At 71.0% G+C, this 12,282-nt stretch carries 13 protein-coding genes; 8 read left to right on the top strand and 5 right to left on the bottom strand.

Annotated features, from left to right (window positions below):
• The first annotated feature begins 45 nt into the window (after positions 1 to 45).
• From H4F98_RS03325 to H4F98_RS03315, 3 genes are read left to right on the top strand one after another with little or no spacing between them, the layout of a single operon-like run.
• Positions 46 to 627, top strand: coding sequence for an RNA polymerase sigma factor (locus H4F98_RS03325; RefSeq protein ID WP_182685254.1), 582 nt, complete (start codon positions 46 to 48; stop codon positions 625 to 627).
• On the top strand, positions 624 to 1,061 hold the full coding sequence (locus tag H4F98_RS03320; RefSeq protein ID WP_182685253.1) for a hypothetical protein: 438 nt from the start codon (positions 624 to 626) through the stop codon (positions 1,059 to 1,061). Before H4F98_RS03325 ends, H4F98_RS03320 begins: the two co-directional genes overlap by 4 nt.
• Position 1,062: 1 nt before the next feature.
• Positions 1,063 to 1,536: a DUF3106 domain-containing protein gene (locus H4F98_RS03315; RefSeq protein ID WP_182685252.1), complete on the top strand. Its 474-nt coding sequence runs from the start codon at positions 1,063 to 1,065 to the stop codon at positions 1,534 to 1,536.
• Between the two features lie 71 nt (positions 1,537 to 1,607).
• Here H4F98_RS03315 and H4F98_RS03310 read toward each other — a convergent pair whose 3' ends face one another.
• Positions 1,608 to 2,723: an NAD(P) transhydrogenase subunit alpha gene (locus H4F98_RS03310; protein WP_182685251.1), complete on the bottom strand. Its 1,116-nt coding sequence runs from the start codon at positions 2,721 to 2,723 to the stop codon at positions 1,608 to 1,610.
• Between the two features lie 168 nt (positions 2,724 to 2,891).
• The gene (locus H4F98_RS03305) at positions 2,892 to 5,156 is read right to left on the bottom strand and encodes a DUF1631 family protein (protein ID WP_182685250.1); all 2,265 of its coding nucleotides are present in this window, start codon (positions 5,154 to 5,156) and stop codon (positions 2,892 to 2,894) included.
• 126 nt (positions 5,157 to 5,282) lie between these two features.
• On the opposite strand from H4F98_RS03305, the gene H4F98_RS03300 reads away from it, so the two are divergent.
• The 3 genes from H4F98_RS03300 to H4F98_RS03290 all read left to right on the top strand — a co-directional run bounded on the left by H4F98_RS03300 (position 5,283) and on the right by H4F98_RS03290 (position 7,452).
• Positions 5,283 to 5,900, top strand: coding sequence for a nitroreductase family protein (locus H4F98_RS03300; RefSeq protein WP_182685249.1), 618 nt, complete (start codon positions 5,283 to 5,285; stop codon positions 5,898 to 5,900).
• Positions 5,897 to 6,805 (top strand): 5'-3' exonuclease, encoded by a 909-nt coding sequence (locus H4F98_RS03295; RefSeq protein WP_182685248.1) that lies wholly within the window; start codon positions 5,897 to 5,899, stop codon positions 6,803 to 6,805. The genes H4F98_RS03300 and H4F98_RS03295 overlap by 4 nt, the downstream gene beginning before the upstream one ends.
• A gap of 71 nt (positions 6,806 to 6,876) precedes the next feature.
• Entirely contained in the window at positions 6,877 to 7,452 is a 576-nt protein-coding gene (locus tag H4F98_RS03290; RefSeq protein WP_246372820.1) for an NUDIX hydrolase, read from the top strand.
• A gap of 60 nt (positions 7,453 to 7,512) precedes the next feature.
• Here the strand turns inward: H4F98_RS03290 and pip are convergent, their stop codons facing one another.
• From pip to H4F98_RS03275, 3 genes are all read right to left on the bottom strand, one after another.
• Positions 7,513 to 8,454: a prolyl aminopeptidase gene (gene pip / locus H4F98_RS03285; RefSeq protein ID WP_182685247.1), complete on the bottom strand. Its 942-nt coding sequence runs from the start codon at positions 8,452 to 8,454 to the stop codon at positions 7,513 to 7,515.
• An 82-nt stretch (positions 8,455 to 8,536) separates the two neighbouring features.
• Positions 8,537 to 9,373 carry a peptide chain release factor N(5)-glutamine methyltransferase gene (gene prmC / locus H4F98_RS03280; protein ID WP_182685246.1) on the bottom strand — a complete coding sequence of 279 codons (837 nt, stop codon included), beginning with the start codon at positions 9,371 to 9,373 and terminating at the stop codon, positions 8,537 to 8,539.
• Positions 9,374 to 9,502: 129 nt separating this feature from the next.
• Complete coding sequence (locus tag H4F98_RS03275; protein WP_182685245.1) at positions 9,503 to 9,685, bottom strand: hypothetical protein; 183 nt, start codon at positions 9,683 to 9,685, stop codon at positions 9,503 to 9,505.
• 36 nt (positions 9,686 to 9,721) lie between these two features.
• Between H4F98_RS03275 and ahpC the strand changes: the two genes are divergently transcribed.
• The gene (gene ahpC / locus H4F98_RS03270) at positions 9,722 to 10,285 is read left to right on the top strand and encodes an alkyl hydroperoxide reductase subunit C (RefSeq protein WP_182685244.1); all 564 of its coding nucleotides are present in this window, start codon (positions 9,722 to 9,724) and stop codon (positions 10,283 to 10,285) included.
• Positions 10,286 to 10,531: 246 nt separating this feature from the next.
• Positions 10,532 to 12,130: an alkyl hydroperoxide reductase subunit F gene (ahpF, locus tag H4F98_RS03265; RefSeq protein WP_182685243.1), complete on the top strand. Its 1,599-nt coding sequence runs from the start codon at positions 10,532 to 10,534 to the stop codon at positions 12,128 to 12,130.
• The last annotated feature ends 152 nt before the right edge of the window (positions 12,131 to 12,282 follow it).

Here is a 12,282-nt window from a genome sequence, read left to right as displayed (position 1 = left end):
GAGGACCCCGGTGAACATCCACGCCCAGCGCACCCGCCAAACCGTATGCTCGACACGGTGAACGCACGCACGCTCCCAGGCGACGAGGCGCCGGACGAGACCGTCCGGCCCGACCTGCCGGCCACGCTGGAGGCTTTCCTGGCGGGGATCGGCGCGCGCGCGTTCCGCTTCGCCGAGACCGGCCTGCGCCAGCGCGAGGACGCGCTGGACGCGGTGCAGGACGCGATGATGAAGATGCTGGCCTACGAGGACCGGCCGGCGTCGGAATGGACGCCCCTGTTCTGGAGCATCCTGCGCCGCCGGATCATCGACGTGCAGCGTCGGCGCCGGTTCCGGCTGACCTGGTTGTCGCCCGCGCCGCGCAACGAGGACGAGACGCCGGTGGAGTGGTCCGACGATGGCCCGGACCCCTCCCGCGCCCACGACGGGCGCGAAGGCTATGCCCGCCTGGCCGAGGCGCTGGGCGAACTGCCCGCCCGCCAGCGCGAGGCCTTCTCGCTGCGCGTGCTCGAGGAACTCGACGTCGCCACCACGGCGCGGGCCATGGGCTGCAGCGAAGGCTCGGTCAAGACACATCTATCGCGTGCCCGCGAGGCACTGCAACGAAAACTGGAGGACTGGCGATGAACGCCCCCCACGACACCCCGCCGGCCGACGCACGGTCGGGCGCCGATTTCGACCAGGCCATGCGTGCGCTCCACGCCGAGGGCCTGGCCCGCCTGAAACCGCGCACGCTGTCGCGACTGCGCCGCGACCGCCACGAGGTCTTCCTGCCCCGGCCCCATGCGAGGCCGGGCTGGATGATGGGCGGTGCGCTGGCGGCGGTGTTCGCCTGCGCGCTCGGCATCGCCTGGCTGCAGTCGCCACCGTCTTCGACGACGCCTGCCCCCGCCCTCTCGGCGTCGACAGACGGCGTCGCACCGACCGGCGATGCCGGCCTGGTGTCCGCGCTGGAGGCCGCCGAGGACGAGGTGGTGCTCAATCCGCTCGACGAAGATCCCGACCTGTACCTCTGGCTCGCCGCCAACGACGAAGCCCTGCCCGCCATCCTGGAACGCTGACATGCACGCCATTCCCCAAACCACGCCATCGCGTCATCGTGCCCTCCCCCGCCTGTTCGCGCTGCTGCTGGCGCTGGGCCTGTCCACGGCGGCGCTCGGCGCGCCGCCTCCGCCTGCACCGCCCCAGGGCCCGCCGCCGCCCACCTGGGAGGCCTTGACCGACGCGCAGCGCGAGATGCTGATCGCACCCATCCGGGAACGCTGGAACAACGAGCCGGCCGAGCGCGAGCGCATGCTCGAGCGCGCCCGCCGCTGGCAGGAGCTCAGCCCCGAACAGCGCAACCGCGCGCGCCACGGCCGCCATCGCTGGGAAGACATGAGTCCCGAGCAGCGCCGGCAGACGCGCGCCCTGTTCGAGACCATGCGTTCGATGACGCCCGAGGAACGCGGCGCGTTGAAGGCGAAGTGGCGGGCGATGAGCCCCGGGCAGCGCGACGCGTGGATCCGCGAGCAACGCGGCAAGGACACGGACTGACGGCGCCACGCAGTCTGTCTGGGACGCGGACGCGGGCCCGATCCCACCCGCGCCCGCCGCCCGGCTCAGGCCTACTCGGCGGCTTCGCGCTCCGGCCAGACGGTCCGGGCCAGCAGTTCGTCGTTCCAGTCGTGGGCGATGGCGCCCGCTTCCAGGAACAGCCGGGTGAAGTTGTAGAGGTTGCGCGCGTACATCTCACTGGCATGGACCGCGCCGCGGCTGGCCAGGTTCAGCGGGCCATCGATGGCGACGCCGCCGACTTCGACCGTCTCGCCCGGTCGCGTCGATTCGCAGTTGCCCCCGGTCTCCGCGGCCAGGTCGACGATCACGCTGCCAGGCTTCATCCCCGACACCATCGCCGTGCTGATGATCTTCGGCGCGGGGCGCCCGGGCACCGCGGCCGTGCACACGACCACGTCCACGCCACGCAGGTGCTCGCCCAGGCGGCGCTGTTGTTCGGCGCGCTCCTCGTCGCTGAGCGCCCGCGCGTAACCACCCTCGCCCGCGGCGCTGACGCCCAGGTCGAGGAAGCGTCCGCCGAGCGACTCGATCTGCTCGCGCGTTTCCGGCCGCACGTCGAAGCCTTCGACCTGCGCGCCCAGGCGCTTGGCCGTCGCGATCGCCTGCAGGCCGGCCACGCCGGCGCCGACCACCAGGACCTTCGAGGGGCGGATGGTGCCCGCGGCCGTGGTGAGCATGGGAAAGAAGCGTGGGGCCAGCTGGGCGGCGATCAGCACGGCCTTGTAGCCGGCCATGCCCGCCTGCGAGCTCAGCACGTCCATCGCCTGCGCACGCGTCGTGCGCGGCAGGCGTTCCAGCGGGAAGGCCAGCAGCCCACGCGCGCGGATCGCCTCGCCGCGGGCAGCGTCGGCCTGCGGCGCCAGCAGGCCCACCAGCGAGGCGCCGGGACGCATGCCGCGCAAGGCCTCGGCCGGCGGCGGTTGCACGCATAGCAGGACATCGGCGACCGCCAGCACGGACGCGGGATCGTCCTCGAGTCGCGCGCCGGCTTCGGCATAGGCCTCGTCGGGGAACGCGGCCCCCAGGCCCGCGCCACGTTCGAGCAGGACCCGCGCACCCGCGGCGACGAACTTCCGGCAGGTTTCCGGGGTCATCGCCACGCGTCGCTCGCCTTCGGCCCGCTCGCGCAGCACCCCGATCGTCGCACTCTCCGTGTCTTCCGCCATACCGTCACTCCGCGTGGGGCCGGGCCCCGGACTCCCGGCATCGTAACCAATGCCCCGCATGCACGCGACGGCCGGGGCCGGCGGTCTCCGCCAGGGGCCGGGGTGGACGGGGCAAGGCTGCGCTGGCAGCCGACAGGGGCATCGCCGCGAACGCGGCGACGCGAAGGATCAGTCGGCGACCGAGGCGCTGTCGATGCGCTCGCGGACGCGCCGCATGGCTTCGTCGAACGCCGAACGCTCCGAGCCTACGACCAGGCGTCCGTCCTGCTCCATCACCGCCAATTCCTCGGCCGAGGCCACGAGCACGCGCAGGCCGCGCCGGTTGACCAGCAGGAAGCGCGACGTCATGGGGCTCTTCCAGGCCACCTTGGCCGACACGATGTCGCCATGCACGTCGGTCAGCCGGACCCAGTCGCCCGACTGCAGGCCACGCATGCGACCGGCGGCCTCGGGATCGTGGCCGAGCGAGGCCGTTCCGCCGGCCAGCCACAGCTTGCGCTCCTCGACGCTCTCGACCGTGTCGCCACCGGCGAGCGGTTGCGCGGTCTGCGCGCGGCGCGGGCCATCCGGGGTCGCAAGGGCCCGGACCAGGCCGGCCAGGCCGTGCTGGGCCGCGCTCTCGTCCAGGCCGGAACTGCCCAGGCAGCGCAGGACCAGCGGCTCGATCGCCAGCAGGTGGTCGGCCAGCTCGCGACCGCGGTTCTCGGCCGCCAGGCGATCGGCCTTGAGCAGCGCGTCGCCGAGCATCATGGCTTCCTCGCGCTTGCTGCCGTCCTCGTCGCGCAATTGGGTCTGGACGATGTGGTGGCGCCAGGGCATCGCCAGGAAATCGGCGACGGCTTGGGTCAGCCGGGTGCTGCGCAGGCGATCGGTAAGCGCCTCGTCGGCCGTTTCGCGCGCCTTGTCCAGGCGCTCGCGGCCGAGCGTGGCCTTCACCAGTCGGTCTTCCTGCAGACTGCTGCGCTTGCGGTGCTGGCCCAGCAGGGCATCGAGCTCGGCATGGGCCAGCTCGAACACCGCCACGTCCTCGTTGTACTCGGCCACGACCCGCTGCGAGACGGAGGCGGCGCGCTCGAGCAGTTCCTTCTCCTGCGGCGTCGTGCCCTGGTTGCCTTCGCAGGCCTCGGTGATCGCATCGAGCAGCTTGCGGGCCGGGTGTTCGCGTTCGACGAACAGGCCCTCGTCGGTCAGCGCGACCTTGACGTACGGGAGCACCAGGCGCCCGTAGAGGCGGCGGGCACGGTCCTGCAGCGAGTTGGTGCGGAACAGCGAGTCGAACAGCAGCGCCACCAGGTCGATGGCGTCTTCCTCGTCGGCGCTGAAACGGGTCTGCTCCGGGTCGACGCCGATCCGGCGCGCGCCGTCGCAGAGATGGTCGCGGATCGCCTCGCCCAGGCGGCCGGGACCGGCCAGCGCGCGCGCGAAGGTGTCGGACGGTTCGGGCTGGAGCAGGCTGACCACGCTGAGCATTTCGTCGATGCGCAGTTCGCGCCGCGGATTGCCCATGCCGCGGTCGCGCGGCGCTTCGGCACGCGTCGCGGAGCCCCGGCCGGCGCCCGCCGGGACCGGGCTCTCCATGCCGGCGAGCGAGCCCTGCCGCCACATGCGCAGCATGGATCGCAGGTCGTTCAGGTCGGCATCGGGCATGCTGCCTGCGTCGGCGCCGGCCATTGCCGCGCCGCCGCCCGGGTAGCCGCGGGTATCCATCCCATTTTCCACGCCTGTCGGTCCTCGATAGGGCACGGCGTCCACCGTGTCGTGAATGTAGTCCTGCCGCGCGGGGGCAGGCCCCGGCCGGCCCTGCACGGGCCGCGGACCGCGCGCCGCGGCACCGTAACCGGTGGCGGCCAGCAGGGCGTTGGCACGCCCGTAGAAATCGCCCAGGCGACGCCCGAGCTCCGCCTCGTACAGCCGGAACAGCAGGCTGCGCACGGTCTCGGTGGTCTCGTGTTCGCGGAAGGTCTCCACGAAGGCGCCCGCCAGGCGCTCGGGCCCGACCGGGTTGGGGGCCTCGGGCATGCCCAGCGACGCGGTCATCTCCTGCAGCCGGCCGTGCATGGCCTGCAGCGGCTCGTCGAAGCGTCCCTGCAGGCTTTCGGCCATGCGCTGGCCATCCAGGTGGTAGGCCAGGTGCTGGTCGTCGATCAGGCCCAGCGGCAGGTCGCCGCGTGCGCGCACGCGCAGGCCACGGAAGTCGTCGAAGCCCTTGGCGAGTTGCTGGCGATAGCGCATCACCAGCGAGGCGTTCTGCTGCCTGAGCATGCGCAGGCAGGTCTGGTCCTCGAAATGGCCGGGGCCGACGTCGCCCGATTGCAGGGCCATGGCCAGCGCCTGCTCGACCCCGGGATACAGCGCATCGGGCAGGCTGCCCAGCTGTTCGAGGGCCTGGCGCTTGATTTCCTCCAACACACGCAACGGTTCGCTGCGCGTCACCTGCGATGGATTCAACACACCTGACCCCCTGACCCGGAAGTGACGCACAACGTCGTTTAGAGCGTACGGGGCAGCATAGTGGCAAGATGGGTCACTTATATTTACGGCCATCACAATCTGTGACCCATGTCGCTCAACAGCCCTGATACCCCTGAAACTCCCCACCTGTTCACGGAAGGCCAGCTGGCCCTGCTCGATCGCCGACGCTCCGTTCCGGCCCGCCAGTTGGACGAACCGGGTCCGGACCCGGCCACCCTCGCCCGCCTGCTGCGTTCGGCCTGCCGGGTCCCGGACCACGGCAAGCGGGTGCCCTGGCGCTTCGTCACCCTGCGCGGCGATGCCCGCCACGCCTTCGGCGAGCGCCTGGCCGGGCTGACCGCCTCGCGCGACCCGAGCGCCGGCGAGGCCGCCATCGAGAAGGACCGGCAGCGCTTCTCGCACGCACCGCTGGTGGTCACGGTGGTCGCCCGCCTGGGGCCCGACGACAAGATTCCCGCCCAGGAGCGCCTCCTGACCGCCGGCTGCGTGTGCTTCGCGCTGCTGCAGGCGGCCCAGGCCGCGGGTTTCGGCGGCACCTGGCTGACCGGCTGGCCGGCCTACGATCCCACGGTGCACCAGTGGCTCGGACTGGACGCCAACGAGACGGTGGCCGGCTTCATCCACCTGGGCACGCCCAGGATCGAAGCGCCCGAACGCGACCGTCCCGACCCGGAGGCCCTGCTGACCGACTGGCAGCCGGCATGAGCGCCCCCACCCTCTACCTGGTCGACGCCAGCCTGTACGTGTTCCGCGCCTGGCACTCGATGCCGGACGAGTTCAGCGATGCCGAGGGCTGGCCCACCAACGCCGTGCAGGGTTTCGCGCGTTTCCTGGCCGAGCTGCTGGAGCGCACCCGCGCCACCCATGTCGCGGTGGCGTTCGACGAAGCCCTCGACGACTGCTTCCGCAATCGCCTCTACCCCGCCTACAAGGCCAATCGCGAGCCCGCCCCCGAAGCGCTCAAGCGCCAGTTCGCGCATTGCCGCGCGCTGTGCGTGGCGCTGGGCCTGGACGTGCTCTCGCATGGCCACTACGAGGCCGACGACCTGATCGGCAGCGCCGCCCACGCCGCGCGCGCGCGCGGCTACCGCGCGGTGATCGTATCCGCCGACAAGGACCTCTCGCAGCTCCTGGGCGAGGGCGACGAGCAGTGGGACTATGCGCGCAACCAGCGCTGGGGCGCGGCTGGCGTGCCGGCACGGCACGGCGTCGAGGCCCGCCAGATCGCCGACTACCTGGCGCTCACCGGCGACAGCGTGGACAACATCCCCGGCGTGCCCGGCATCGGCGCCAAGACCGCGGCGGCGCTGCTGGCGCATTTCGACACCCTGGACGCCCTGCTCGAACGGGTCGACGAAGTGCCGTACCTGCGCCTTCGCGGCGCGGCCAGCACGGCGCGCAAGCTGCGCGAGCATCGCGAACAGGCCCTGCTGTGCCGGCAGCTCACGACCATCGCCCTGGACGCACCGCTGGAGGGCGTGCGCCCGCACTTCGCCCGTACCGGGGGCGATGCCGCGGCCCTGCAGGCCCTGTGCGACGCGCTTCGCTTCGGACCGTTGACGCGACGCCGCCTGCACGAGGCCGCCGGGCTCGCGTACGGATCGGCGTGACGGTCGCCGGCGGCATCCGCACGCCTGCCACGCGGCCGCGCTAGGATCGGTCGCATTGCAGGGGAGGCTCCATGGACACCAGCGACATGCACGACACCCGCGGCGACGCATCGGCCGGGACCGAAACGCTGTACGAAGGCCAGTGGCTGCGCCTGAACCGGCGGGGCAAATGGGAATTCGCCGAACGCACCCACGGCAAGGGCATGGCGGTGATCATCATCGCGGTGACCCCGGACGACCGGGTCGTGTTCGTCGACCAGTTCCGCGCGCCGCTGGGCAGCCGCACGATCGAGATGCCGGCCGGCCTGGTCGGCGACGACCACGCCGACGACACCCTGGCCTCGGCCGCGCGGCGCGAACTCATCGAGGAAACCGGCTGGGAGGCGGCGCGGGTCGACGTCCTGCTGGTGGGCCCGACCTCGTCGGGCATGAGCAACGAACGCATCGCCTTCGTCCGCGCCCTGGACCTCACCCGGGTCGGCGCGGGCGGGGGCGTCGACGACGAGGACATCACCGTCCATGAAATCCCACGCGCCGAGGCGCCCGCCTGGCTGATGGCCCGCCAGGCCGAAGGCTACGAGCTGGACCTCAAGCTGTGGGCCGGCCTGTGGATGATCGACCGCAATCCGGACGGCAGCCCCGCCTGATCCCCGGGACCGCGCTACGCGCGACCGGGGCGGATGCGCCCGCGCAGGGCGCCGCCCGGCTCAGGCGAAGCCGTCGGTGGCTTCGATGAGCGCGTCGATGTTCTCCTCCTCGAAGGCCGAGTGGCCCGAGGTCGGCGTGATCGCGAGCTTCGCCTTGGGCCAGGCCTTGTGCAGGTCCCAGGCGTTCTGCGGCGGGCAGACCACGTCGTAGCGGCCGTGCACGATCACGCCGGGGATGTCGGCGAGCCGGCCTGCGTCGCGAAGCAGCTGGTCGTCGACCTCGAAGAAGCCGCTGTGGATGAAGTAGTGGTTCTCGATCCGCGCGAAGGCGAGCGCGAACTGCGCGTCCTCGTGGCTCTTGGCGAAGTCCTCGTCCACGTGCAGGAAGCTCGTCGCGCCTTCCCACACGCTCCAGGCACGTGCCGCGGCCAGGCGCGTGGACTCGTCCTCGGAGGTCAGGCGGCGGTGGAACGCGCTGATCAGGTCGTGGCGCTCGACTTCCGGGATCGCGGCGACGTACTTGGACCAGGCCTCGGGGAACAGGCGCGAGGCGCCCTCCTGGTAGAACCATTCCAGCTCCCAGCGGCGCAGCATGAAGATGCCGCGCAGCACCAGCTCGGTGACGCGCTTGGGGTGGCTTTCGGCGTAGGCGAGCGCGAGGGTCGAGCCCCAGGAGCCGCCGAAGACCTGCCAGCGGTCGATGTCGAGCCGCGTACGCAGCTTCTCGATGTCCTCGACCAGGTGCCAGGTGGTGTTGTCGACCAGGTCGGCATGCGGGGTGGAGCGCCCCGAGCCCCGCTGGTCGAACAGCACGATGCGGTACTTCGCCGGATCGTGGAAGCGGCGCATCTTGGCGCTGCAACCGCCGCCCGGGCCCCCGTGGAGGATCACCACCGGCTTGCCGTCGGGGTTGCCGCACTCCTCGAAGTACAGGGTATGGCGATCGTCGACTTCGATCTTGCCGGTGTTGAACGGTTCGATCTCGGGGTAGAGCTTGCGCATGCAGGGTCTCGCCAGGCGGCTTCGTGGAACAGGGGCGCAGTGTACCGGCTTGGACCGGGCGGGCACATGTACGCAGGGGCGGTCAGTCGGGGTCGGGACCGGGATTCCGCCCCAGGGTGACGCGGTCGCGATGCTCGAGGTCGCGCTCGGTGAACACCTCGACCAGGCCGGCCGCTTCGAACAGCCCGCGCACGGCCGCCCCCTGGTCCCAACCATGCTCGACGAGCAGCCAGCCGCCGGGCTTGAGGTGCCCGGGGGCGTCGGCGGCGATGACGCGGATCGCCGCCAGCCCATCCGGGCCCGAGGCCAGCGCCGAGACCGGTTCGTGGCGCAGGTCGCCCTGGGCCAGGTGCGGGTCGCGGTCGGCGATGTAGGGCGGGTTGCTGGCGACCACGTCGAACAGGCGTCCCGCCACCGGGGCGAACCAGTCGCCCTCGTGGAAGGCGATCCGGCCCACGTCCAGGGCCTGCGCGTTGGACTGCGCCACGGCCAGGGCGGCTGCACTGGCGTCCACGGCATCGACGCGCGCGCGCGGTCGCTCGATCGCGACGGCCAGGGCGATGACGCCGCTGCCGGTGCCCAGGTCGAGCATGTCGGTCCGGGCATCGTAGGGCAGTTGGTTGAGTGCCAGCTCCACCAGCAGCTCGGTCTCCGGCCGCGGGATCAGCGTGTCGGGCGTGACCCGCACGTCGAAGCGCCAGAATCCGCGTTGCCCGGTGAGGTACGCGACGGGTTCGCCGGCCCGGCGTCGCGCCAGCAGGCGCTCGAAGCGCGCCCGGATGGCGGGTTCCAGTTCCTCGTCGCCGTGCGCGTACAGCCAGGACACCGGCCGGTCGAGTACATGGGCGGCAAGCGCCTCGGCGTCGCCGGGTCCGGTGTCGGCGCGCGCTTCGCGCAGCAGGGCGTCGAGTCGGGGCATCGTTGAAGGGGTCCTCGCGGACGGCCGCGCGGCATCCCGGCGCCGCGGCATCGTCCGTACGTGCGAAGGGTGATGGGGCTCTCCCGGGGGAGGACCTCGTCCTGCCGCCACCCTGCCATGCCGAGAAGCTTAACGGGCGGAGAGGGGCAATGGCGTCCCCGACAGGAATTGGCTTTCACTTTGATAGATAAAATCTATTGAAGTGATATGATCAATCAAATTGATTAATATGGCCGCCATCCCTATCCTTTCGCTATCGCGGCGCAGCACCCCGTGGCCCGCCCCAGCGTTCGATTCCATGGCAGCCGCCATGTTTCTCTCCACCCCCAGACCAGAAGGACAGACTGAATGTCGCTCATCAACACCCAAGTCCAGCCGTTCAAGGCCACCGCCTTCCAGACCGGCGAGTTCATCGAAGTCACCGAGGCCAGCCTGAAGGGCAAGTGGTCGGTGCTGATCTTCATGCCGGCCGCGTTCACCTTCAACTGCCCGACCGAGGTCGAGGACGCCGCCGACCATTACGCCGAATTCCAGAAGGCCGGTGCCGAGGTCTACATCGTCACCACCGACACCCACTTCTCGCACAAGGTGTGGCACGAGACCTCTCCCGCCGTCGGCAAGGCCCAGTTCCCGCTGGTCGGCGACCCGACCCACCAGCTGACCCGCGCCTTCGGCGTCCACATCGAGGAAGACGGCCTGGCCCTGCGCGGCACCTTCGTGATCAATCCCGAAGGCGTCATCAAGACGATGGAAGTGCACGACAACGCCATCGCCCGCGACGTCTCCGAGACCCTGCGCAAGCTGAAGGCCGCCAAGTTCGTCGCCGAGCATCCCAACGAGGTCTGCCCGGCCAAGTGGAAGGAAGGCGAGAAGACCATCGCGCCGTCGCTGGACCTGGTCGGCAAGATCTGATTCCCACGCACCACCCGCAGTACCCGTAGTACCGGGCGGCCGCGCGCCGCCCACCCCATCGCCCCTCGCGCCGCGAGGCCAGGCGACGCGGCAACCCGAAGTGCCGCGCGGAGCGACCCGGCCCCAGCGCCGGGTCCTCCCCCCGATTGCCGGGCCGTGGACGCCGCTGCGACGCTCTCTCCTGCACCGGCAGCCCGCGGTCCCTTTCCCCTCCCTCCCCTTCCCCCTTTGCCAGGAGTCCCGCCCATGCTCGACGCCGACCTCAAGACCCAGTTGAAGGCCTATCTCGAAAAGGTCCAGCAGCCGATCGAGCTGGTCGCGTCGCTGGACGACGGCGACAAGTCGAAGGAACTCGAGGCCCTGCTGCTCGACATCGCCGCACTGTCGGACAAGGTCGCGTATTCGGGCGACGGCGACGACGCGCGCCGGCCCTCTTTCGCGATCCGCCGCACCGGCACCGACGTCGAAGTGCGCTTCGCCGGCCTGCCGATGGGACACGAGTTCACCTCCCTCGTGCTGGCCCTGCTGCAGGTGGGCGGCCATCCGCCGAAGCTCGGCGCGGACGTCATCGAACAGATCCGCGGCCTGGAAGGCGAATACCGCTTCGAGACCTACTTCTCGCTGTCCTGCCAGAACTGCCCGGATACCGTGCAGGCACTGAACCTGATGAGCGTGCTCAACCCGAACATCCGCCACGTGTCGATCGACGGCGCCCTGTTCCAGGAGGAAGTCGAGGCGCGCCAGGTGATGTCCGTGCCGACCGTGCTGCTCGACGGCGAGGTCTTCGACACCGGCCGCATGAGCGTTGAACAGATCCTCGCCCGCCTGGACACCGGCGCGGCCGACCGCGCCGCCGAGCAGATCCAGGCCCGCGACGCGTTCGACGTGCTGGTCGTCGGCGGCGGCCCGGCCGGCGCCGCCGCCGCGGTATACGCGGCCCGCAAGGGCATCCGTACCGGCGTGGTGGCCGAGCGCTTCGGCGGCCAGGTGCTCGACACCATGGCGATCGAGAATTTCATCTCCGTCCCCTACACGGAGGGTCCGAAACTGGCGACAGCGCTCGAACAGCACGTCAAGGAGTACGACGTCGACGTGATGAACCTGCAGCGCGCGAAGGCGCTGGTGCCGGCCGCGCGCGAGGGCGGCCTGGTCGAAGTGCAACTCGAGAACGGGGCATCGCTGCGCTCGCGCGCCGTCGTGCTTTCCACCGGCGCCCGCTGGCGCCAGATGGGCGTGCCCGGCGAGGACGAGTACCGCAACAAGGGCGTGGCCTACTGCCCGCACTGCGATGGTCCGCTGTTCAAGGGCAAGCGCGTGGCCGTCGTCGGTGGCGGCAATTCCGGCGTCGAGGCCGCGATCGACCTGGCCGGCATCGTCGCCCACGTCACCCTGATCGAGTTCGACGGCCAGTTGCGCGCGGACGAAGTCCTGCAGCGCAAGCTGCGAAGCCTCCCGAACGTCGACATCAAGGTCAACGCGCAGACGACCGAGGTCTTCGGCGACGGCAGGAAGGTCAATGGCCTGCACTTCAAGGACCGCGTCTCCGGCGAGTCGCACCGTCTCGACCTGGAGGGTGTCTTCGTGCAGATCGGCCTGCTGCCCAACACCGAATGGCTCAAGGGCACGGTCGCGCTGTCCCCGCGCGGCGAGATCATCATCGACGAGCGGGGCCAGACCTCGGTCCCCGGCGTGTTCGCCGCGGGCGACGCCACCACGGTGCCGTACAAGCAGATCGTAATCGCGATGGGCGCCGGCTCGACCGCCGCGCTCGGCGCCTTCGACCACCTGATCCGGACATCGGCACCGGCCGAGGCCGAGGATGAAGACGAAGCCGTCGCCGCGTGAGTCCGTTCGCGTCCCCGCCGGGTACGGCGGGGACGCGTGCCTGGCCGCGCCGGCCACCCGCCATCCCGTCCAACGGGGTATATAGAGACATGCACGCAGGCACGCCGGTTCCTTGTTTGCCCTCCCCGCACGCCCCCCGGGCGCCCCGCGAC

This window comes from Marilutibacter spongiae (assembly GCF_014145325.1).
Lineage (GTDB): Bacteria > Pseudomonadota > Gammaproteobacteria > Xanthomonadales > Xanthomonadaceae > Marilutibacter > Marilutibacter spongiae.
This window is presented reverse-complemented; position numbering and strand designations above follow the sequence as displayed.